This is a genomic window from Photobacterium nomapromontoriensis, from assembly GCF_050336815.1.
In the GTDB taxonomy this organism is placed as follows: domain Bacteria; phylum Pseudomonadota; class Gammaproteobacteria; order Enterobacterales; family Vibrionaceae; genus Photobacterium; species Photobacterium nomapromontoriensis.
In genome coordinates this window covers 13923-37685 of sequence record NZ_JAKJSL010000060.1, presented here as the reverse complement: position 1 = coordinate 37685, position 23763 = coordinate 13923, and the positions used below count along the sequence as shown (strand labels likewise).

Sequence of the window (23763 nt, the reverse complement as noted above, 5' to 3'; positions counted from 1 at the left end):
GAGTTAATACATGATGTTCATTTAATAGATAAGATTTATCTCGTATGGTGTTAAGTATAGGGTCTTTCAGTTTTTTTCCCTTACAACTGACAAAGCCCAATTCATCGAGATATAAATAATAGTTAAGTAACCTGCACATAAGTTTGAACTCATCTTCAGAACCACCTAAATACAACCTAAGTTCTTCTTGCGATAATTCTTCTATAGAATATGGTAAATTTTTTTTTGCCCTTTCAGCAATTTTTTGTTTTAAGTTTGTATGGCGAGATCTGGTTTTATTCAGATCAATATTCGTATACATCGACTATAACTCCCATAAATTTAGAGTACCTAATATCATAAAAAGAATATTGCAACTCACTTAAAAGAGATGCCACCCTAACACTGTTTGGGGCATAACCGTGTTATGAAGAACACCCACCCCACACTAAGCCAAAACACTAACTCCCCTTCACCACCCGCGCTATCGTCGCCCGACTGCACCCCAGCTTCTCTTGTATCTGCGAGTAGCTACGGCCCAGCGTTAACTGATCACGTATATCCTGATGCAAGACCATGTTTGCGCGTCTGCCACGATACTTACCTTCGGCTTTGGCCTTGGCTATTCCTTGCGCTTGGCGTTTATGGCGGGTTTCGTGATCATCACGGGCCATGGCCGCCCCGAGATCAAGCATAAATTCCGTTAACGCGAGAGTGATACTGTTTTGCTTGCCTGAGCTGAACACTCCATGGGTCATCGGCTGATCAGCCACCACTATCACCAACCCCTTGGCCATGATCCTTGCCTTCAGAGTTTTCCATTCCCCCCAGGGCAAGCGCGTGAGGCGATCCATTTTTTCAATCAGCAGAACATCACCGGCTTCGCTATCTTCTATCAGACGATTGAGCTCTGGCCGTTCTAACTTGGTGCCGGATTGGTTTTCGGTGTAGTAACCGGCAATGCGGTGTTTAAATCCAGCAATGAATTCGCGTAATTCATCTTTTGCACGGTGGGCATCTTGTTCTGAGGTAGAAGCACGCAGGTAGGCACGGATCAGCATCATTATCACCAAATTGGTTTATTTTAAGTTGGTTTCCTAATTTGGTTCATTATAAATGGTTTTACAATTACTGCAATGCGGGGTGGTGAGGTACGGCGAGTGGTTTCGCTGGGGTATACCCAAAAAACATCTCACGATGTTATCGTATGATCGAACTTGCCAATATAACCTCACCAGCAGTAACTTATTCGCCCAGCGCGATTGCTTGCCTACGCATTTCCTCCCACTCACTGCGGGTAAAACTCTCACTGGCGACCACATGCGGGATCCCGCTGTCATCGATAATATCCTCGACCACGCCGAACCGTTCCTTATCACGAGCAAGATCCGTCCCCTCAAGCAGCATCAGCGGGAACGCCTTTATCGTCTCGACACCGCGGGACTTCAGGAATTCAATACTTTCAAGAAAGCTATTAGGCGTCTGCCCCGGCAAGCCGTAGATCAGGCTGACCTCGAACGACTGGTTCCAGGCATGAAGCTGTTGGATAACTTTACTGACTTTCTTCAGGTGGTTGGGGCGATTGATGGTCTTGAACTCCTCCCTGACCGCCGTCTGCAGGCCAAACTCCAGATGGACGTTCAGCCCAGCGCACAGGCGAAGGAATTCCTCGGTAACGCATTCAAAGCGCACCTGAAAAGACAGCAATGCCTCGAGACCAATCGCCTTGGCATACCTCAGGATCTCGAGGTGGTTCGGCTCGAGGTTGAAGACAGGATCGAGCACATTGATTTTCTTCACCTGTTTGTGTTTGAACAGATCAAGCTCCAGCCTCACCTTGTCCATCCCCAACAAGTTGACCCGATTACCCAGCAGATCACGATGGGCACAGAAGTTACACTTGAATTTACACCCCCTACGAGTCTCCCAATGCACCATCGCCTGCCCATGAACCAGCTCGATCGTGCCATCAAGGTACGGCGAGGGCAGCGTATCGAAGTCAACCGGCAAATCCAGTACCAATTTAGACACTAGGGGTGATTTCAGGAAAGCAGCCGGAAGAGCCGCCTCAGCATAACCGGGGATGTAGACATCCCCACTGGGGTATAAGCTTTGGCAGGTGGCCGCGGTGATCTGGTATCCTCCAAGCACCACATTGCCCCTGAACCCCTCCGCACGGCAGCGCGCGATAACCGACTCAATTAAAGCTGAACTCCAGACATAGCAGGCAAGGGCGAGACTGTCGAGAGACTGCAGATCCGATTTTTCCTGTATCTGGCGAACAACCTTCTCCGGTGTAAGCAGTACGGGGTTACCAGCCTGCATCCTGACTGCCAGATGCTTCACTGTAAACCCGGTACCGTATTCAGGATTGCTCCGGCAGGCCGAGAGCAAGCTGCCCGCCGCCAGCCCGGTACCGCTTTTTCCGCGCTGGCTGAAATCAAACGTCACCAGCAAGGATGATTTAATATTGTTTATCACGCTATTGATCCTTGAGTAAGCGCTATAGAGGGAAAGATCTAGTCCCCTTTTTGGCGGGTGGCTCGCTTAACAAAGCAGCGGTCATCACGCACACCGGGTCGTCTTATCATTGGGCCTCACCCAATACTTGTTAGTTGCGCTTTAAACTTTATACACAAATCTCTGTTATTCTATTTTCACCTGTTGGTAATGACTCGGATTTTATATACCCTTTGCCTTCCATTTCCTTTATGAGGGTCATGAAGTTCCTATATTCTGTTTTATTAACCCTAAAGCTTGGGTCTAGTGCTTTCATACGATCATTTGCAACGGATACATTACTTGGCAATTTACTGGAATTAATGTTCCTTACGGCATTAATAAAAAGCCGATCAATCGAACTGATTACTTTCATCTCAGGTTGTGGCGAGAAATCTTCAACAAATAGAAGGTTGTCAAATGATTTAGCTAAAATCGCGCGGTCTTTGTCTGATCTTTTGCATACTAGCCAAACCTCCCTCCCAAACTTTCGTAACTTGTCAGCTATAACAGTGAAATCCGAATCACTCGTCATAAAACAATAACGATTTATTTTTGGGTTATCGAGATACAATGTTTCAAATGCATCGAGACTTAATAATAAATCAGCACGATTTTTCTCAGCACCAATCTTTGGTGTGTCAATTATGTTAAAGTTATGGTCTACAACTTGTTTTTTCAGCGATTTTTTAGCTATAGCTTGATTTCCATAAGCCGATTTAATGGCAAATATACAATTATATTCATCGTCAACACTTAGTAATGAGTTCATGACATCTTCAAGAATAAAATCAGATGACGCCATATTTTCCATATCGATATAGACAGCTATGTTGAAATTTTGTTTTATCATGATAATCCTTTGACGCAACTAGCGTTGTATTCAGCGATCTGAGATCGCACATCCCTCGCATATACTACTAGACACTTACCTACTGGCTATCGCCCCCCGCTTTTCCACCTCTTTGAGGGTACGGGCATATTGCCGAGGCTTGAGGTGCTCAGTAAATAGTACGTATATCGCCAAGGAGGTAGCCCTGTCTGACCAAGGTAGTTTTAAGGTCGTTAGCTACATCGCCTGAAATCTCATGCAACTGAACCAGCTCGCGGACGGTGGCCAGCGCCGAATCGGCATCATCCCGGACATAGATATAGTTCTGAGCACACCCATTGCGGTCTAAGAAGCGGTGCTTGACCAGCAGCCTGTCGCTGTATAGGCGGTAGCACACAATGTTTTCACAACCGGAAGTAAAAATGACCTCACCGGACACCTGGATGGATTCATGTTCATATATCACAGGAAGAGAAAGACAATACGCGCCAAAGGCATCGGCGAGGCTGAGCTGGAAAGGTTCATTATGGCGAACAATGTGCTCAAACCGCCGAGAATAATGATCCTCACAAGACAGGGTTAAGCATGCCGGAAGTGCCAGCTCCAATCTGGATTGGCTATATAAGGCTGCCGCTTTTTCCGCTATCGCCTTACCCATCAATTCACGCGAATGGCTAATTTCAATGGCCGATGAGAACGCCGATGAGTTATATTTGCCGAAGATAGTTTTCTCAGCTAATTCCGTTTTCTGGCGTAACGTCAGCTCGGCAAGCCCGCTCTCATACCGCGCACTGCTCTCGGTGATTTTTTTATCGATGGCCTCCCTGATTGCTGTAATCTCTAACTCTGCAGCATATTCCGTCGCGTGGCGGTCAAGTAACTCAGCCAACGCCTGCCCTGCATGTTCCGTCATTTCCGGCTCAGGATGCTCACGCAATGCCAGTGTTAGCTTCACATTATCTGCTACTTCGTTAAGCTCTGGGCGGTCAGCATAGTATTTCTCGATTAGGGCCTTGTGCTCCGCCTGACGACACTGGTTATTCTCCTGCTCTTCTTCTGCAGCCTGCTGCTGTTTTTCCAGATTTGATAGCTGATTGTTCAAGGCATCCTGCTGTTCCTGATGGGACTTTTCCAGCACGTCACACTGTATTGCATGCTGTTGCTCCAACTTGCCGTAGGCCAGCTGCTTCAACAAATCGAGGTTTAGCTCCCCCTCAATCCTCAGGTCTGAACGCCTTGCGTTATACCCATCCCATCGAATAGACTTATCATTTATTAAGCGCTTATTCTCCTGATCTGCTAGCGATTTGAATTTCTGCTTTAATTCATCACTGGCTGTCATTTCCTCGACTTTGTTTTCAAACGCGGCCAAGAAACACGCTTCCTCCCACCCCTCCGGCAATTCGATAGCGGTTCTGGTTACCACTTTCAGCTGATGGAACTCACCGCCTGGAGCGGTATTGCGCAGCTTCGGCAACAAGCTAGCCAGTTGCTCCCGTGTTGCCAACCCTAAACCATTAGCCCACTGTGAGATCTGCGGCTGGCTAACCCCGCACAAACGGCTGAGCTCCTCCTGCTTGATCTCTTGCCCCATGGCCATGATGATCACTTCCTGGGTATAGGGGTGTCTCTCGGTATTACCAGCAGGATAAATCACTCCTTCTACACCTAACTCATTGATCCTACGAGCTAATAGTGCCTTATGCTGGCACTGGTTATTTTGCTTTCTGTTCTTAGTATTCGCCGTCATTGCCTGTAACCTAGTAACTATTTGATATATATAGATTAAAACCAGGAACAATAAGACGTCAATCAATTTATCGCGAGAAATTTTATTAATAAATCACTTATTAAATACTTATAAATAACTTATTAGGGATTATTTTCTATTTTATTTATTCTCTGCAGTAATTTCGTATTCAGGGCTGTAAATCGGGCAGAGATCGCGGTGGGATGATGCTGTGTGAAAAATAAGGCGGATACTGCCGAAACCACCAAGCCAATGCGTTTTAGCGAGTGCATTTATCTATGTATATCGCTTATAAATCACTTATAACAACCAACTAAAATCACATTAGCTGTAAGAAGACACACATTTACCAATGGTGGTACTAAGAAATGTTTTTAAACTGTGCACCTTCTTGATAGGTGAGGATGGCCAGCATTTCTAGGAAAACAACGAAAGGAGGGTGAAATAGATATCCTGATACCCCTTGTACTCATCCAACAACAAGAAACTTCCGTTATTTTTCCGACGTCTATTGGGGTAATACGCTGATTTCCCCCTCACTGACCGAAGCCAAATGTGACTCATAGTCCGTGGACTCTGCACGGCTATATCCCTGATAATAAGGTAGGAAAAGGAGGATATATATTATGACCAGAGATTTTTACCCGGAAGTCACCCACGAAGAGACCTATAAAGGTTATACAATATTCATCGAGAACAATGCCGACCAGTACAGGGGCGGCTATGAGTTCTCGGTACTGAGCGGCGACAGTGAAATAGAGACAGGCATTGCCTTTACTGTTGAGGACAGTATCACCGAAGCAAAGGACTTCATAGATTCTCTCTAACGCTCTCCTGCTCAGCCAGCAAAACTAGGAATACTGGGGTTTCAACCTCAAGAGCGGCAAGGAAGCGCTCCAGAGTATCGAGGGTGACATTCCGCCGACAGCGCTCAACCCCTGAAATAAAAGTGCGGTCGATCCCTGATATTTTAGCCAGTGTTTCCTGGCTTATTCCCCTTTCCTTCCGCAATTTTCGCAGTATAAGAGCCGTACTCACTTTCAAAGACATAGCAAGCAAACACCTGTTCCAAATAACCGGAATGCAGGCTAAACGATGTACGTTAAAGACACCACGGACTATAAGTCACATTTAAAAATTAAAGGCCCTGTCCATATCAAGGCCCCGGGATTACTCAAGGGAAGACAGAGCTAAACCTTCGCAGCCAGCGCCAGGTAAAATCCACCCGAGGCTAATCTAAAAGCCAGCGATTTATCTCTTACAACATATTGATAAATTTAACTAAAGATCATAGTGTCAGCTAACTTTTTTCGTTAGTAGATAATTATGAGCTACGTATTTAACCACCTTGACCACCTCGCTTTACCAAACCTCGCTGCAATTTCTGAACTCTTGAAAGCCCACAACTGCCATATTGCGATGATCAAGAAGCTTCCCAAGAATGCGAATGATAAAAACCAGGTCTACTTCCATTCAGATGCCAGCCTACTAAATGCCCGTTTTGATCTCCGCTTCAGTGAAAGAGGGGACAGTACCAGCATAACCAAGCGAGCATCCTCCCCCGGCCAAGCAATACCGCAAGCGGTATTCCATAAATTCAGCTGGCTTAGTACTACAGGCACCTTGCACAAAGCAAAAGAATGCAAAGCCATAATCTATTCGCAGTATCCTGAAGCCCGTTTTTCTGCTTTTCAGACCACCACTGGCGAGATCCCACGATCTATCTCGATTGATTACGCCAAGAGCCCAGAGCTCGGTACCCGCTATCTTGTTCTCGGTGCAACACCAACCGGCCATGCCGTTGCTGTAATGTGCGTCAATCCAGAAAGTGACTTTGAGGATGAATATCGAGAACTAGAGCCATTCTACGGTTCGAAGGTCTGCAAAGCCTTTACCATTGAGCATGGAGAGGCGTCCGGCAGCTACAAGCTGCAGCAAATATTAAGCAGCCAAGTTGCGGGGAAGACACTCAAAGGATGCCGCTACGATAAAGATGGCAACACTATCCCATTCAATAGTACCCAGGTGCACGGCTATACACTGGAACATGCTTGCGGTATCAAGCCAAACTCAGATAAGGACGGGGATATATACGGCATCGAGCTCAAATGCTTTACCCGGAAGAAGCTGACCCTTTTCACCCCAGAGCCTGACGGCGGACTCTATGCCGCTAGTTTCCCGGGTTTTATGAAAAAATACGGCTATAAGAGTGGCAGTGACTACCGGGTTACCGGGTTACACCGGGCATATGCCGAAAACCCGAAGACAGGCCTGACACTGAAGATATATTGCTGGATGAAGAACCCTAAGACAAAAGAGCCTGAAAAGCAGACCTACAATCCAGAGATCAGCATCTCAAAACAGATGACAGGAATGGAAGTTGTTCTGGAAGACAAGGATGGGAATACGGCAGCGAGCTGGTCGCTCGAGCGCCTACTCAACTGCTGGGGCGCAAAACATAACGAAGTGGTCTACTACCCTGCAACCAAATATGACAATGACGTAGCCAGTGAAGTCGCCGAGGGATACCAGTATAAAATTGAATTTGCCAATAAAGTCCTTTGGTGCAAGAACACCGGTGCAGAACAGTTATTCCGAGCCATTCATGAAGGTGTTGTATTCCTCGATCCTGCCCCTAAATATAACGAGGAAACCCCATCGAGGAACAAACGCCGCTCACAATGGAGGCTGAATGATATCTACAAGGCTGCATCATTCCTCTACGAAACAGCGGAGGTTAAGATGCTGTAGTGACGAAAATGGGCCCAAATGTGCAAATGCAGCGCTTCAAATAAAAACCACTGTGTAAATACACAGAAAGAGCCAAAAAGGGATTATCGTGTGATATAGTTGCACTCAATAATCCCAGATTAAACTTGTATTGATGATTAACACAGAAATCCTGAAGGGCGATGCTGAAGATACCCAGCGCGTTGAGAACAACAGAAAAAACACCGACAAGCTACTTAAGCACCTACTGGCTATCTACGATCAGAAAAAGCTTTCCGAAAAGCTTAACATGAAATCTGAAGACTATACCTACCCAGAACTGTCAAGAGAAAGGCTGAACCGGTGGGCCAAAGATTCAGAAAAACATGCCATCATCCTCGATGAAAGGGCACAGGAAGATATTCGCAGTAAGCTACTACCGAAAAAACCAGCACACTGGGACCGGCCAGACTTCGAGTTCATCGACCTGTTCGCAGGTATCGGCGGTATCCGCAAGGGCTTCGAGGACATCGGCGGAAAATGCGTATTCACCAGCGAATGGGAAGAGAAGGCGCGACGTACCTACCTCGCCAACCATTATGTTGGCGAGGAGGAGCTGGACTACTTCCTAGCCAGCGAGATGGAGAACCCCGACCAAAACCGCACGTTCATGGACATCACCGAGATCACCCAGAGCGGCAACCCGATGATGAGCCGCGAGGCGAAGCGCGAACATATCAAGAGGCACATCCCGCCCCATGATGTACTGCTCGCCGGCTTCCCCTGCCAGCCATTCTCGCTTGCAGGTGTATCGAAGAAGAACTCGCTAGGCCGCGCCCACGGATTCGACTGCGACACCCAAGGCACCCTGTTCTTCGACGTCGAGCAGATCCTCGATGCCCGCCAGCCGAAGTTCTTCGTACTGGAGAACGTCAAGAACCTGAAGAGCCACGACAAGGGCAATACCTTCGCCACCATCATCCGCGCCCTCGACCGCTGCGGCTACTGGGTAGCCGATATCACGAACGCGGGCGACACCATTGATGACGCCATTGCAGAGGTAAGGAAACGCAAGCCTGAGCCAGCCATCATCGACGGGATGCACTTCACACCCCAGCACCGCGAGCGCATCGTCCTAGTCGGCGTCCGAAAGGATCTGATCGCCAAAATGCCAGAAATGGCAGAGATCAGCCTAACCAATATCCCAAAACCGGATAAACGCTACACTGTTGCGGATATTCTCTGCGATCTCAGCGACGAGGAAAGGGCGAAGTACACCCTGACCCCAAACCTGTGGAACTACCTGTATCACTATGCGCTAAAGCACCAGAGCAAGGGGAACGGTTTCGGTTTCGGCATGGTCGATCCGGACAACGACAAGGCGGTCACACGGACCCTGTCGGCCCGCTACCATAAGGACGGATCAGAAATTCTGATCAACCAGCACGGCCTTGAGGCCAGCTACCTGCAGGACCACCGGAAGCATGCTATCCGCAAGAACCAAGAAAGGGAGCAGTTCACAACGGACTTTGCAAACCGGCAGAAGCTGAGCCAGCCTGACATGACGGAAGCCCAGTACAAGGCAGCGGTCAAGGAAGGGGAGAAAAAGTACGACGGCGAATACGGGCGATACGCCCCGGAGTTTGACTCGCTATACAAAACCCCACGCCGCCTGACACCGCGCGAGTGCGCACGCCTGATGGGGTTCGAGAAACCGGAGGCAGACCGTACAGATTCAGACAGGGATTTCAATATCGTCTGTGCCGACGCTAGCGCCTACAAGCAGTTCGGCAACTCAGTGGTCGTGGCGGTCTTCCGTGCCGTGGCCCAGATGATGAAGCCATACATAGCAAGGGGCAAGGCAGCCGACGAAGCAACCAACAACGCCGCATGATAATAAAGGCCCCGTTCAGGGGCCTTTTGCTGCCAGCAACCTCATTCGTCCTCTAGATAATCCAACAAGTTCCCTCAGCAAAACACTAACTATAACGACATATAGCAATAAGAAACGGAACTATTCATTCGCAATGCAATAGTTATCACATAAGCCACCTATTTTAGAATGGTATCTTAGACAGATATTACGAATAGGCTCTTCGCTCCAAACTTCACCAAACACTCAAAACAGGATCAGCATGGATCTGGTAACTGGAACACATGACAATCATTTCTACAAACGAAAGGCCGCATATCAATAAAACAGCTATACAACTGGGTGAGCTTGCTGAAACAGCAGGAATAGATGAGCTGAACTGTTTGCTTGCAGAACTAAAGTTCAGGGATAGCCGTAAGGCTAAACAAATCCGTCAGCAAGTCATGAACAAACTACAGGGCCTAGCGACAAAGAATACTAAGGTCACGGCACCGCGTAGTAATTACACTATATTCCGAGCAAAAACCTTACCTAAAAAGTACATTGAAGATAACCCAGAACAAGAGCTGTTTATCAACTGTTCTTTCTATAACAGTATTATCGTTAAAGCCCCGCCGGGTTGCGGTAAAACACATGCCTTGATAGGCCGCCTTGAGCGGCATGTTCTGTCACTTCAGAATTATAGTGACGCACGTCAGATACTAGTTCTCAGTTTTACTCGGAATGCCGTCAACGAAATCCGAACCAGACTGAAACACGCCATTGAAGATGGAGCACCGTACACCCTCAATTTTATCAATGTCAGAACGTTTGACTCATTTGCGTGGTCATTACTGCAGGACGACCCCAGAAACTACGTTCAGGACGATTATGAAGAGAGCATCCGCAAACTTAAAGCGCTAATGATGATCGGAGATCTCAGAACTCTGACAGGAAAAAGAGACCGCTTCAAGTGGATCTATATCGATGAGTATCAAGATCTAGTCGGATGCAGGGCTGAACTGGTTATAGAACTGATCAAAGAAGTAATAAAGCGCAAAGGAATCATGACACTGATGGGCGATCCCGAGCAGGGCATAATGAATTTCCAGCTTAAAAAATACTCATCAATGACCAACTCTGATTTCATAACCAAGGTAAAAGACTTTCTCCCCGAACAGCCTGCAGAGCTGGAGTTTATAAAAAATTATCGATTTGACAGCGCCGGACATAAAAAACTGATAAATGAAATAAAACAAATCCTCAATCGCGATATGAACCCAAAAGAACGCTACGATCAGTTATTAAAAGCCCTGCCACCGGTTGACAAAGAAATCGGAGAATACGGCTCTGAGACGGAAACCAGCGCCATTCTTTGTCATACCAACGCCGATGCCGCCCTAATGTATGAACAACTCCAAGAAAAAGGATACGACGTTACCCTCACCCGGGGGGCTGGTAACACCCCTTTCCCCGCTTGGATATGGGCGGTATTTGGTCCTTGGAAACAGACCACAATGTCGCTAACCACATTCAGAAAGAAACTCTATCAATACAGAAATATGCTGACTAATCCTCCCGAAGATATATCACAGCCCCTTCAAGTACTCGGGGTTATCAGAAACTGCAGGCTCAGCGTGGAAGAACTCTGTAACGTCATCATTAGTGACCGAAGTTGGCCGGAGGAAACCCGAACCGACACCAGATTCACAGTTAGCACCATCCACAAAGCGAAAGGCCTCCAGTACGACCATGTTTTTTATCAATCCCGCAGCCGCTGCGTCACATTAGATGATGAGTGTCTTCGGGCTACTTACGTGGCTGCCACAAGAGCAAAAAAAAGCCTCTGGCTGCTCCCAAATACCCCAGTACGGACAAAAAAAACAGGTAATCATTACCGCGTCGGTAACCAAATACTGCTCCAAGGGAATAAAGAAATACAGAAAGATGAAACCCTCCGGGTACTGGAAACAACAGCAGAACCACAGCGAATCATCAATGCACTGTTCAGTGCTGCAAGGGGTAGTCCGTACCTGTTCAGTATCAGAAACAACGCGGACACAAAGCAGATGTACCTATGTATAGAAATTAACGACAGGCCGGAGCCAGTGACTAGGATGAAGGCACTGGAAAGATTCAGTTGCCGGAACCCAACCATTATCACACTAGGTTTACCGCACACCTTCATCACACAGATATACAGAGGTGATGATGAAAAAATCATCAGCCACCTTGGACCAACATGCATGGTACCACTCCCAGTTTTTAGTGGATTATACCCATTCATAAGGACTGAAAAATGACAGAAGCACAGCAAAATAGACTGGCTAGGCAGCGCGTAATTGACGAAATCAGACGCCACATGGTCGGCCCGGTCAGTGAGGACGAAATACTGACCGACTATCCGTGGGAGTTCTACCATGCTGGCATCCTGTGGCCCGTGGGCACCCAGCACACAAACGATGAAAATGATCATGAAGACGAGGCTGGAGAAGAAGGTGCCGCAGAGGGGCTGTTCGACCTTGCGAACAGCGCCAAACAGAGTGCCATCGGCCTCACCTGCTTTGTCAGTGAGGATGAAACTCACATTGGCATCAGTGCGGATTGGGCAATATATCTGGCCGAAAGTGACTCACACTCATGGCTCAGAGTACCTGACACCTTCACAGACAGCATTGATATCACAGAGCTGAAAGACGGAGAGCTGAAAACCGTCTTTCCGAATAGAAGCCACCCCAATAATGATGTCTGCATCAAAATACGGAAAAAACGGATTAATGATACCCTGTCACTGACCATAACGATGATCAGCAAACGCAGAGCTTCCGAAACCGCAGTATTCGGAGAAGGTAATATTTATCAGGCAGTCCTTACAGCCGAAAGTAACAACTTTGTTCAGGGACCGGTTAGCGATTTTGCTGGCCGGGATCCGGAGTACTGGCAGCATGAGCTGATTTACAGACATGCCGTCCACTATGCAAACGGGCACGGATGTGCTGTCACATGGGATGGAAAAGCCGTGCGCCCGGAGAAAATCTCAACAGATTGGATACCGGAAGAGGAAGTACTGAAAGCCTCTCCCGATATCTGCGAGCTTAACGGAAGCCCGGTTCTAGACATGAACTTTCTCGGTAACGCCCCGCTTGCCGACGTTCTTCATGAACTCAGCTTTCTGAGCAGTACCTACGCCGCATGGATTAACGGTGAACAAGCTAGGACAGAAGACATCATTGCAAGTTTTCCCGACGCAAGGCAGGACAGCATCAGAGCCGCCGCGCTCGATAACATCGAAAACTGCAGGCAGCAGCTGAGACGGATGAATGAAGGAATACAGGCACTCGAAAGCACACCTCCGGCCTTTCTGGCATTCCAACTGGCAAACCGGACCATCGCCGAAAACCTCGAAATAAGTACACACAAAGCTGGCAGGGAAATGACATCCCCCCCGGAATGGCGCCCTTTCCAGCTGGCGTTCATCCTTCTGGCATTGCCATCCTCTGTCGATCACCGACACCCAGACCGGGATATCATGGAACTGATCTGGTTCCCGACCGGTGGTGGAAAAACCGAAGCTTATCTGGGACTGACTGCCCTGCTCATGTTCTGGCGACAGCTTACCGCAGAGACCCCTGATGAAGCGGCGGGAACCGCCGTGATCACCCGCTACACCCTGCGGCTGCTGACAGTTCAGCAGTTCGAACGTGCCGTGATAATGATCTGTGCGGCAAACAGGATCCGAAAAACCGTCCCGGAAATCCGGGAACTGCCTGAATTCACCGCCGGCCTGTTTGTTGGTGACGGAGCAACACCTAACCGGCTGGAAAAAGCGCAGGAACTGATTGACAACCACATCACCGACGACACCCAGACGACCCTGCCACTGAAAGACTGCCCGGTATGTGGACATCCCCTGAGCACATGCTTCCAGAAGGTTCAGGGAAATGAGATGCATACCTGGTGCCCGAATAAGGACTGTGAATACAGCGCCGGCAATCCCCCGCTGCCCGTAGCCGTCATTGACGAACACATCTATAGTCACCCGCCGACCTTTGTCATCGGTACAGTAGATAAATTTGCCAATATGGCAACAGAACCCCGCATCGCAAGACTTCTCGGTAAAGGTGAACATACCGGCAGACTGCAGCTTATCATTCAGGACGAACTGCATCTCATCAGCGATGCACTCGGGACTGTAACCGCCCTCTATGAAACCGCTGTTGATCATATCTGCCGCTACGAAGGCAGGCCGGTGAAAATCATCGGCTCAACCGCTACCATCCGCAGAGCAGAACAACAGATAAGAGCAATTTACAACCGCGGTGTAATGCAGTTCCCGCCGCCCTGCCTAGACGCCGATAACTCCTTTTTCTACCGAAGTGACACAAAAAACCCGGGAAGACTGTATGTCGGACTGCATGCGCAGGGCCGGTCCCCCAAACATACTCTGGCAAGGCTGACCGGCAACAGCCTGCAGGCCTCGTGTTACCTCGATGAGAAGACCAGAGACCCGTTCCACACCCTCGTGATGTACTTCAACAGCCTTCGTGAACTGGGAGGCACACTACTGCTGCTCGAGGATGACGTCCCCAGATACCTTGAAAGCCTGAACCTCCCCGATGGACAGGAAAAGCGGGCAAACCTGCGCTATACCGAACTGACCAGCAAACTGAAATCATCTGATATTCCTGAAATTCTCAGTGCGCTCAGTGTCTGCTGGTCCTCCGGCGAATATTATGACAGAGAACCTATTGATACCGTCCTTGCCACCAACATGATTTCAGTCGGTGTTGATGTGGGGCGGCTTGGCATGATGATAGTGAACGGCCAGCCCAAAAATACAGCCGAATATATCCAAGCGTCCAGCCGGGTCGGTCGTCCGACCGGCAGTGCCGGACTGGTCCTCACTCTGTACAACTGGACCCGACCCAGAGATCGCTCTCACTACGAAAGATTCAGTACATACCACAGAGCCTTTTACCGTCACGTTGAATCCTCCAGTGTCACACCGTTCGCCTCGCGGGCAAGAGACCGGGCGCTGCATGCCGTCCTCATATCCATTGTCAGACAGACAATGCCGGAGTTCGGCCCCAACGACAGTGCGGTCAGAATTACCGAACAGCCGCTGAGAAACAGGGTCAGAGAACTCATCAGAATAATCGCAGACCGATGCAGGGATACAGACCGAAGAGAAAACCCTGAGCACGTCAGAGAACACCTTGAGAAGGTGCTGGATGACTGGCTCAGCCTTGCCGAAAAAACAGAAACACTCAACTGGCGCAAAAACAAAAAGAACGATCCTGTCCCTCACCTTCTGAAACAACAGGATATGTTTGAAGAAAAATGGCGCATTCCGGGATCGCTTCGGGATGTGGAGGCACCGGTCAATATAGAAATGAAACTGAGAACAGAACCATGAGCAGATTCGGAACAGGAAAATTCAGAGCTGCACGGAAAAAGGAAAAAGCAGCAGCAACAGGCTCAGTAAATCAGAGCCAGAGTGTCAGTACATTCGGAGTGGGCTCACTGTATGAAATCCGTACCCAGAAAAAAGGGGCTACACAGACCGCATCAGTGATCATCAGCGGTATCGATGATTGGCCCAAAGATCTCGAAAAAGTCAGTGAACCAGATCTATGTGCCATGCTCGGTGTAGACACCCTCCGCAGTCCCCCTGCCGGAGCGGACGAAGACACCCCGGCGATACCCGCCACCCGGTTCCCTGAATGGCTGGTCTGCAATCAGTGCCACAGCCTTGGTAAAGTCGGCACACACTTTGAAGAACAGACAAACGGCATCCCCACCTGCAACACAGGATGTGGCGGCTGGGGTGTCCCCACCCGTATCCTGACCGTATGCTGGGATCCGGAACATCCGAACGCTGGCACTGCCGGGCATATCGGTGACTTCCCGTGGGTATACTGGGCACATAAACACAGCGAAGACGGGGTTTGTGAGCAACCACAACTCGAACTGATCACCGAACGGGGAAAAACAGGTCTAGACGGACTCACAGTAAGATGCAAAAACAAAGACTGCCAAGCTCAGAACAGTCTTAAGGGAGCGCTGAGCAAGAGCGCGCTTGCCGGCCTACAATGCAGTGGCAGCCAGCCCTGGCTCAGGAAGCGCAGTTCAGAATGTCATAACAGCCTGCGGGCCCTGCTGCGCGGGGCATCAAACGTTTATTTCCCGGTAAATGCATCAACCATCTCGATCCCGCCGAACTCCAGCAAACTGATTCAGCTACTGCAGAAAACAGCGCACGCTAGTACAATCGATTACATCAGGCAAGGCTTCATGACCATCAGCCAGGCGGCTCTGGCACTGTCAAAACAGCCTGATTTTGCTGTCTACGAAGAAGAGATTATCGAAGCGGCGATCAATAAACTGCTCAGTCACCACAGTTCATCGCGCAGCGAGCAGGAACGGCGAAGAGAGGAAAGAGAAGCTCTAGTTATAGAGTATCCGGACAAAAACTGCCAGTACCCGGATGATGAAGAGTTTCAGTGTGAGGTACTTGAAAAAGGCGATATCATCAGCGCATGCCACTCCACTCTGCCGGGCAGGATGCTCGACCGCATCAGCCTTGTCCACCGCCTGAGAGAAGTCAGAGCCCTGCGCGGTTTCACCCGCCTCGAAAGCATAGTCACAGCCAACAGCTACACCACGCCCTGCGCCCCGCTGTCTCGCTATAACCCGCGCTGGCTGCCTGCCGTTCAGAACAGAGGAGAAGGCGTCTATCTTGAACTGAACCACGATCGCCTGAGCAAATGGGCAGCAAAAGAAAATGTACAGACAAGAACGGCCATCATCCGGGCCAACTACCAGCGGAGCGTTGCTGACAAAGTAACCGTCGCTGATCAGTTGAATGTAACACCGGCCTTCATACTCGCACACACCCTGTCACATCTGCTGATAAAGCAGTTGTCACTCGACTGCGGTTACTCCAGCGCCTCATTACGAGAGCGAATCTACCATGAGGAGCTGTATACCGGGATCCTTATTTACACAGCCTCTTCCGCGGCAGATGGCACGCTCGGCGGACTTGTCAGACAAGGAGAACCTGAAAACCTCGAAGAAACCCTAGATGCGGCGCTCAACGAGGCAAAATGGTGCTCATCCGATCCGCTCTGTATCGAAAGCCAAGGCCAAGGCACCGATGCCCTTAACCTCGCCGCCTGTCATGCATGCGTACTGATATCAGAGACCTCCTGTGAATACAGAAACCTGTTTCTTGACCGGGCCCTGCTTATCGGCACTCCGGATGATAAAAGCCTAGGTTTTTTTAACGAATAACATATATAAAATAATAACTTAACTAAAGGCGTACCAGTGCAACCTGTTACGCCTTTTTAAATATTTCTCTTTTCAAAATTTTGGAGAGTAAGGCGAGTTAAATAATAGTACATCACAACCATCAGGCATCGCCCTAAAACTTTGACAATAGAGCCGACAACAACAATATAGTCAATTAAGAAAATATAGAATTGCTAAACACAGGTACACATAAAGTATTTATGCTACCAAGTAGGCTTGTTATTTTTTTGGGGAGGAAGGTAACAGTATCTAAAAGTTCAACTAATTCAGTAGATGTACGTGATACAGCATTTGCGTTTTTACAGAGAAAGCACATAGAGTTGTAGCTGCAGGTCAAATATTTTCCGAATGGAACTTTATGCCAAAATAAAATGCTTATATGAATGTTATGTTTTATATATTCCGAAAGGTACGTATGACCATCTTTATGGGGAAGTTATTTTTCTTTTTGGTAAAGAATAAAATTGGAATTAATACAGTATTTAAGGCTCGTGGTAATAATAATGTTGGCGTCAAGTTCTATAATATAAATTCTGATGGTTAAAAGATTTACTTAATCATAAAAACAAACAAGAATATGAATAGCTTATTGATTAAAAATCATACGTAGATTTTCCCAAAAGGAGTGTTTTGGGTTTGTTATCTTAATACATGTTTGATATTTACACCTTCGATGGCATAACAAATAACATCTTATCACGGACGTTAGCATTTAAAATATCTCCAATAAAACAAGATAATTCAATACATTGTTTTTATAAATAAAATTGCATTGAAAACACCTAATTTCATTGATAAAGGTGTTGAATAAAACCAATTTTTAATATTATTGAATGATATCAACTGGAGAGAAAAACGGTGTAATGAGTTCTTTGATTTAAATACTAAAGAGCAATTTGTATAGCCGATTTGAAAAGTCAAAAATCTACACGATCTTGTAAAACATATATATGCAAATGGATTCGCCATAGTTATCTTATTATTATTTTTGGAGATAATCATAGATTTAAAAGATGTGGCTTTTTAATTGTTCCAGTTTGTATTGCTATTGGAGCTTGGGCTAAGAAAGTAATGACTTACTTGGAAGATATTAGAAATGCTCGGTACATATCAATACGGGTTAAGTTGATTATCTGTATTCTGATTGTGCATAACGCCATACCCTGCCACACAACCAGCCCACCCGCCCCGCATTTTAACTTTGCCTGTGACACTGCCACAGCAACTAGGCCCGCAAAGATAAAGACAAACCCAAAAGTAACCCTTAACGCGGGGAGCTCTTTCGGGTGGGTGGGGGATGTGGGGGCACCGAGGCGCTTGCGCCAGGTGAATTGGCCGGAACGGCCAACATGCCAGACGAACAGCGCCAACCCACCCACAGATAAAACACGGAACTTAATCGCACGGCCACCATGGTTCGATTGATGGCATAGCCATGAAGCGATAAACACAGGGCAGCTTGCCTGCCAGAAGTAGGCTTTTGATCTGGCTTGTGGCCACAGCGAATACTGAGGCCAAATAGGGCGCGGAAAATTTAACATAATTACCTTTTATGCTTGAAGTTGCCCAGTGCCCGGCAGCTTGCTGGCGCTAGGCGCGTAACAATTTCGCATAAAAACCATTATGTTAAGGCTGCTTTATGGTGAGGGACGAGACAGAAAAAGCCGTAATTATGAAGCGGCCTAGCCCGCAAGACTCAACCGCACGGCAATTGCTGGCTGCGGCATTCTCACCATACTGAACAAACCAGCCAGCGATTGCGGTGCGTCAGGCTCTTGTTTTCGCGCAGCGTAAACATTCCCTCAAGATTGGGGTTAGGGGTTGAGAAGAAAGCTTTTAAGCAGGCCAGCTGCACAATGAATGGAAAACCGCCCATATAAACCATGACGTTGCCTTGGTGTGAGCGATGCTTGCATTGCGGCTTTCACACGAAGGCGCTTTAACGTGATGGTGTTATGGTGTGGTTTGAAATGAAATGTGCGTCTAGCTGGCCAGCATTATCCGCAAGCGCCTCCACGAGTGACTCCCCGTCAGTTAAGCAGGAGAGCACACACTCACTCCGATATACACTTGATACACTTTAAGCCCATTTTTGGCCAAAAATAAACACTTGACCATACACTTACACACAGTTATCGTGTACTCATAACAGAATGAGAGAGCAAAGGATTACCCGATGAGCATTACAGACAAAGCAAGATCAAGTATCACAAAGGCCAAAAGCGATTTTGGTATGACCCTTGCTGACATAGCGATGCTATGCGAAGTAAACGAAGGAAGTGTCCAGCGTTGGTATACAACGGGAAGAGCTAGAGTAAGTTCTATCCAGCCGCTACTTGATCACCTATCTAACACCAGATTGACGGCAGAACAAACCGCGAAAGAGCTTGTAAAAATTAGTAAGTACGCACAAAACCCCGTCAGACTTACTCATGCTCGAATAAGGTTGATGTCAGGGCGCGATCAACTCACTAAAGCGTTTTTAAAAGAACTTGCAGATGAGTTAGACGAGCTTGGGTATTTCTTAATTACCCATCATAACCGCCTAGGCCGTGCCGTATATGCGGTTATGAGTAAACTATACATTTTCGGTGCTAAAAGAGGCTGCGCTGTAACCGTAAGCAAAGGTTTGCTTTCTGACTACTACAGCGGACAGATAGACGATTCAAATAGCGATGAAGATGAGTTTTAGCAGTAAAGCGCAGCAATCGGCACTCAGCTTGACCACTGTCGTTAAGCAGGCCGACAGTATGTTGATAGTTTGCGCTCCGCGCTCAATAAGTTTTTTGATTTTCAAATGAGATAAGAGCCTTTTGTTACCATCTTTCAGAGTGTCGTTTGGTGACAAAACTTATGAAATACATAAGGTAAATATGTGCTTTTTACGTATTGTAATATTGACATACTAGCTGACTTGACTTAACTTATAGTTAAACGATGCAGCGGACTTGCGGAAGCATGACATCGCGTAACCTCTAAGAGGTCGAGGCAGTGCCCGGTAATGACGTTCCGATTCCAAGATTATTTCTTGGCGAAGGCTCCCTAGATGGAGCCTTTGTTATTTCTGGCTTATGGAAAAACCAATAAATGGCAACAAGACGCCTCTTTAATCTCCCTGATTACGAAGTTCAGCAATGGACCGCATTTGAAAGAGACGGAGATACATTTGACTTGAGCCATTTGGATGCGAGAAAAATCACCTTCAAAAATCCAAAGCGAGAAGAGAGTTATATTCTCTTCTTCACTTTCTCCAATCACTGTTTTACTCGCGGTATCAAAGACAACGAGACGCTAGGTGAAGCAGATATATATCCTTACCCTAAAGATCCGAGAGCATTTAGCGAAACACGTTACAAGCTATCCTTTCACCTGCCTCAAATAATCGAAACTCTCCCTGAGCAGTTCTGCTATCACGGTGGTTACGGTCGGTATTGCAGTTGCAAAATCACTCAGGAAGATGGTACAGAGATTTATTATCAGGTCGTGTATCGAGTCTGGAAGGATAGAGGTAAAATGCGCTTTCACGTAGTAAGTGCCTATCCACTTGAAGAACCGTTAGGTAAAGTGAAGAAGGTGGATTTTTGGATAATCTGTCATAACCTATTCCGCGGTAAACTAATGCCGCGACCAGCGGTATAGCCTAAAATAGTATTCTCTTGGCTGAGCCAGCGGTCAATGTTCTAAAACATCAAAGACATCTACTTGGATTTACCCTAACTCATTTCTGTCCAGCTATGAATTACGATACCAGCAAGTCGTTGGTACGAGCTAGTCGTGACTTACCAGCTGATATATAAGATCGAGTATAAGCGCCCACAGTTAAGCGCCTCGAACAATGATCAAGGCGCTACTCACTATTTATTTTTTATTCTCTTGAGAATAAAGCGACTCATAATGCTTTATAGTTTCAACGTGCTGCCTAATATTGGTTTTCAGCTCAACCACTTCTGACTGTGATTGCTCCAAACGTTGCGCATTCGTTGAGTTTGTTGATTTCAGATCGGATAGTGACGCTTGTAATGTATTGCGCTCTTGCTGGATCTCGCGCAAGTCACGATCCAGCTGCTGATTTTGTGCCTGTACCGATTTCTTACTGTCTTTAAGCTCTTCAATCAGTTCTAGCTTACTTTCTTGTGATGACTCTAGGCGGGTATTGGTTTTCGACAGTTCAACCACCTCAGCATTTAGCTGTTTGATCTGATCGTTCAATTCCGTATTTTGCGTTTTGGTTGATGTCACAAGCTCTTTATTACTCTCAAGCAGTAATTCATTTTTCGCCAGTTCAGTACGTAGACGCTCATTGCTTGCCGTGGAATCATTCAGTTGTTCGGTCAATGATTCAATCTGTTGGCGTAATTCTTGGGTGATGGCTTGCTGTGACTTGTCGGCCTGTGAAAGCTCGGCCTCCACCTCTTTAATGCGTTTTTCACGTTGCTCAAGCAGTGCGGTTTGCTTATATAAGCGCTCTTCAGCACGCTCTAAGTCATCGATAGCGATCAGGCTTTGTTCTTTGGCATCTTCCGCGATCTCACGGTAGCGGCGTTCTGCTTCGGTAGCATGGCGGGTGATTTCAGCCATGAAAACACGGGTAAACTCTTCAGAAAAACCCATCTTTTCGAGCAATGATTTTTGATTCGCTTCTAACTCGTCTTTCCACGCTTTGTAATATTTGTGAACCGTGCTGGTACTGCTCACATCAGGCAATAGCGACAACACAATACGCACACTGACTTTCTGACCTTTGGCATAAAGATCATTACAAATCATGGTTACTTTATCTTGTAACTGATTACCGCTTAGAGAAACGCTCATATAACCACCAACTCCTATCAATATGCATTAATTATAATCGAACAAGCGAACAATAACAACGAACGAACACTGTTCGTTCGTTTATTAAAGACAAAAAAAGCCACTTCCGTGGCTCATATCACCAAAGCTATAACGACGTATATAACCCCGTCATTTCAGTAAATGTCTCTTCTAACATATCGCAGTAGATCCCCGATTGCCTTGCGGCCTCAGAATACTCCAACTGATTTCGCTGTTTGCGATAACTGATAACCGTATAGGTATCACTGGGATCTAACACGATACGTAACCGCGTCACCTTATCCCGTGCTCCAGCATTAACAGGTAAATCAAATTGCAGCCCAGGATCTGAAATAGCTACAAATTTACGCGCACCTGTCATTGTAATGAATCGATTACCGCCTAATTGCCCTAAAATGGTTCTAGCAATGTTCATATAATATGGCTGGCTCATCATAGCCCCTTCGTATTTGATTCGTATTCCTCTATCGCTTCAATAAAACATTCAAGATCATGACAAGTACCAATCATTGGCCCTAATGCCGGATATTGGCGCAAGACCACATTCAGCGCCTTAACCATAACGAATACACTCGGATCGCAAGCGCGTAGATTCTCATAGAGTTGATAGAGCTGTTTATCGATTTGATACTCCACCGAACAGTCGATCATCGTTGTAGAGCCTGAGTGATGCAGCGGTGATACGCTGCTCGATTGTTGTGCCTTAGTGATGCTTGGTTGGTGTGAGTTGGAATGTGCCATCGTTTTCTCCTTAGTGAATGGTTGCTCATCGCCGTTTTCGCCTAGGCTTTCCGAGGCACAGCATTGGTTCTTTGAAACAAGGGCGCGTAGCGTGCATTTCACCCTTGTTTTAAAGGTTCTGCTGCTGCAACGTTAAAGCCAGCGTAAACAAGGTGAGTAAGCAGAGCAGAAAAAACGAACCTGCACATGGAAACGGAACCAGCCTTAGCAACACTTGGCACAACAAGCGAAAGCTGTTGCTCTTGGTTTAGCTTTTGAACTTAATAGCCCTGATTGTTACCCGAATGGGCCAAGACATTTGCGAAGCGTCGTTTTGGCTTGGTTGAACACCGATACCAAGGAGGCACGACTGCAGGAGAGGAGTGAAATAAAGCAGGATTAGCTACTAACAAATATTAAAAGCAGGTAAGTTAACCCAATACACCGTTGGAAAATACGAACACACCAATACACCCTATCGGGATCAAAAACCGCGTAACAACGGGTAATATTGGTCAAACAGGACACATACGCATGAGCAGACCGTGGAGCAAGCTCCAGAAAGAACTCTACCTGCTGAGGGCCGATGGGCTGGATCTGCAGATCCAGTGCCGGGTATTCCGGATGAAGAGCCAGCGGGGAAGCACCGACTGCCCCCGCTACTGGATCACCCTGAACAAGGAAACCATCTGGGACTACCCGAGGGACTTTACCGGCACGGCTCACCCGGAGAGGGAGGAGCCGGGACTCTACCCCTATCTAAATGACGTCTCGGCCATTTCGTCGCTGATCCGGGACTATATCGATACCCCGAGGGATGCGCTGCTCAATAGGCAGTTCGATCATGACTACTGGGGGCTGACCGATATCCTGCGTGCCGCCGACCGCCGGATCGGAACAAGGCGGCTGGGTGCGCTTGGGGAATGCGATACCGCCGCCGCGAAGGTCGTCGCTGCGCGGCTTGGAACCGCATAAAATGTATTACATTTGTAATACATTTCGCACCCTCAGTCCGCGCCGCTTCACGGGCTATTCCTTCCTGAGGTAATACTTTCTAGGCCGAACATGGTCACTGTCATCAGATCGGCAGGATCGCTGCTGTCGGCTGGACGCAGGACAATAGCCATGTCATCAAAACTGACGACCACGCCATTGAATGATTTGCCGGAAACGGTGGCGATCTCACACGGCATATCATGGGCTTTTAGATACCCCAGGCGACGGTGAATGTGGTTATTTTTTTTATCCATCGTTGAAACTCCGCTCGAGCCGTTT

The 23763-nt window shown here is 47.5% G+C and carries 21 protein-coding genes; 9 read left to right on the top strand and 12 right to left on the bottom strand.

All coding sequences use genetic code 11. From position 1 onward, the window contains the following. From L4D12_RS23170 to L4D12_RS23150, 5 genes are all read right to left on the bottom strand, one after another. Nucleotides 1-301, bottom strand: a 301-nt coding sequence (locus L4D12_RS23170; protein ID WP_428450197.1) for a hypothetical protein, incomplete at its 3' end; no start/stop codon positions are given. Nucleotides 302-440: 139 nt separating this feature from the next. After that, nucleotides 441-1040 carry a recombinase family protein gene (locus L4D12_RS23165; protein WP_428450198.1) on the bottom strand — a complete coding sequence of 200 codons (600 nt, stop codon included), beginning with the start codon at nt 1038-1040 and terminating at the stop codon, nt 441-443. Nucleotides 1041-1224: 184 nt separating this feature from the next. Beyond that, a complete protein-coding gene (locus tag L4D12_RS23160) occupies nt 1225-2460 on the bottom strand; it encodes a B12-binding domain-containing radical SAM protein (RefSeq protein ID WP_428450196.1) in 1236 nt (411 codons plus the stop codon). 148 nt (nt 2461-2608) lie between these two features. Beyond that, a complete protein-coding gene (locus L4D12_RS23155) occupies nt 2609-3331 on the bottom strand; it encodes an NYN domain-containing protein (protein WP_428450195.1) in 723 nt (240 codons plus the stop codon). A 148-nt stretch (nt 3332-3479) separates the two neighbouring features. After that, the gene (locus tag L4D12_RS23150) at nt 3480-5060 is read right to left on the bottom strand and encodes a hypothetical protein (protein WP_428450194.1); all 1581 of its coding nucleotides are present in this window, start codon (nt 5058-5060) and stop codon (nt 3480-3482) included. A 626-nt stretch (nt 5061-5686) separates the two neighbouring features. On the opposite strand from L4D12_RS23150, the gene L4D12_RS23145 reads away from it, so the two are divergent. Then, nucleotides 5687-5887: a hypothetical protein gene (locus L4D12_RS23145; RefSeq protein WP_428450193.1), complete on the top strand. Its 201-nt coding sequence runs from the start codon at nt 5687-5689 to the stop codon at nt 5885-5887. Here the strand turns inward: L4D12_RS23145 and L4D12_RS23140 are convergent. Continuing rightward, nucleotides 5871-6110: a helix-turn-helix domain-containing protein gene (locus L4D12_RS23140; protein ID WP_428450192.1), complete on the bottom strand. Its 240-nt coding sequence runs from the start codon at nt 6108-6110 to the stop codon at nt 5871-5873. The genes L4D12_RS23145 and L4D12_RS23140 overlap by 17 nt on opposite strands. A 276-nt stretch (nt 6111-6386) precedes the next feature. Between L4D12_RS23140 and L4D12_RS23135 the strand changes: the two genes are divergently transcribed. The 5 genes from L4D12_RS23135 to drmB all read left to right on the top strand — a co-directional run bounded on the left by L4D12_RS23135 (nt 6387) and on the right by drmB (nt 16914). Then, a complete protein-coding gene (locus L4D12_RS23135) occupies nt 6387-7811 on the top strand; it encodes an MvaI/BcnI family restriction endonuclease (protein ID WP_428450191.1) in 1425 nt (474 codons plus the stop codon). A gap of 133 nt (nt 7812-7944) precedes the next feature. Continuing rightward, on the top strand, nt 7945-9663 hold the full coding sequence (gene dcm, locus L4D12_RS23130) for a DNA (cytosine-5-)-methyltransferase (protein WP_428450190.1): 1719 nt from the start codon (nt 7945-7947) through the stop codon (nt 9661-9663). Nucleotides 9664-9926: 263 nt separating this feature from the next. After that, a complete protein-coding gene (locus L4D12_RS23125) occupies nt 9927-11924 on the top strand; it encodes a UvrD-helicase domain-containing protein (RefSeq protein WP_428450189.1) in 1998 nt (665 codons plus the stop codon). After that, the gene (locus tag L4D12_RS23120) at nt 11921-15037 is read left to right on the top strand and encodes a helicase-related protein (protein ID WP_428450188.1); all 3117 of its coding nucleotides are present in this window, start codon (nt 11921-11923) and stop codon (nt 15035-15037) included. The genes L4D12_RS23125 and L4D12_RS23120 overlap by 4 nt, the downstream gene beginning before the upstream one ends. Then, nucleotides 15034-16914 (top strand): DrmB family protein, encoded by a 1881-nt coding sequence (drmB, locus tag L4D12_RS23115; protein WP_428450187.1) that lies wholly within the window; start codon nt 15034-15036, stop codon nt 16912-16914. Before L4D12_RS23120 ends, drmB begins: the two co-directional genes overlap by 4 nt. A 1097-nt stretch (nt 16915-18011) precedes the next feature. Here the strand turns inward: drmB and L4D12_RS23110 are convergent. Together L4D12_RS23110 and L4D12_RS23105 are read right to left on the bottom strand one after the other, a co-directional pair. Then, nucleotides 18012-18476, bottom strand: coding sequence for a hypothetical protein (locus tag L4D12_RS23110; RefSeq protein WP_428450186.1), 465 nt, complete (start codon nt 18474-18476; stop codon nt 18012-18014). Between the two features lie 188 nt (nt 18477-18664). After that, a complete protein-coding gene (locus tag L4D12_RS23105) occupies nt 18665-18820 on the bottom strand; it encodes a hypothetical protein (RefSeq protein WP_428450185.1) in 156 nt (51 codons plus the stop codon). A 291-nt stretch (nt 18821-19111) separates the two neighbouring features. Between L4D12_RS23105 and L4D12_RS23100 the strand changes: the two genes are divergently transcribed. Both L4D12_RS23100 and L4D12_RS23095 read left to right on the top strand, forming a co-directional pair. After that, nucleotides 19112-19627 (top strand): hypothetical protein, encoded by a 516-nt coding sequence (locus L4D12_RS23100; RefSeq protein WP_428450184.1) that lies wholly within the window; start codon nt 19112-19114, stop codon nt 19625-19627. A 395-nt stretch (nt 19628-20022) separates the two neighbouring features. After that, nucleotides 20023-20574, top strand: a complete 552-nt coding sequence (locus tag L4D12_RS23095) for a heat-shock protein (protein ID WP_428450183.1) — start codon at nt 20023-20025, stop codon at nt 20572-20574. A 219-nt stretch (nt 20575-20793) separates the two neighbouring features. Here the strand turns inward: L4D12_RS23095 and L4D12_RS23090 are convergent, their stop codons facing one another. From L4D12_RS23090 to L4D12_RS23080, 3 genes are all read right to left on the bottom strand, one after another. After that, nucleotides 20794-21747 (bottom strand): DNA-binding protein, encoded by a 954-nt coding sequence (locus tag L4D12_RS23090; protein WP_428450182.1) that lies wholly within the window; start codon nt 21745-21747, stop codon nt 20794-20796. Nucleotides 21748-21874: 127 nt separating this feature from the next. Then, on the bottom strand, nt 21875-22204 hold the full coding sequence (locus L4D12_RS23085) for a hypothetical protein (RefSeq protein ID WP_428450181.1): 330 nt from the start codon (nt 22202-22204) through the stop codon (nt 21875-21877). Next, entirely contained in the window at nt 22201-22509 is a 309-nt protein-coding gene (locus L4D12_RS23080; protein WP_428450180.1) for a hypothetical protein, read from the bottom strand. The genes L4D12_RS23085 and L4D12_RS23080 overlap by 4 nt, the downstream gene beginning before the upstream one ends. Nucleotides 22510-23022: 513 nt before the next feature. Between L4D12_RS23080 and L4D12_RS23075 the strand changes: the two genes are divergently transcribed. Next, a complete protein-coding gene (locus L4D12_RS23075) occupies nt 23023-23463 on the top strand; it encodes an SF0329 family protein (RefSeq protein ID WP_428450179.1) in 441 nt (146 codons plus the stop codon). A 47-nt stretch (nt 23464-23510) separates the two neighbouring features. Here the strand turns inward: L4D12_RS23075 and L4D12_RS23070 are convergent, their stop codons facing one another. After that, nucleotides 23511-23738: a hypothetical protein gene (locus L4D12_RS23070; RefSeq protein WP_428450178.1), complete on the bottom strand. Its 228-nt coding sequence runs from the start codon at nt 23736-23738 to the stop codon at nt 23511-23513. Nucleotides 23739-23763 lie beyond the last annotated feature (25 nt).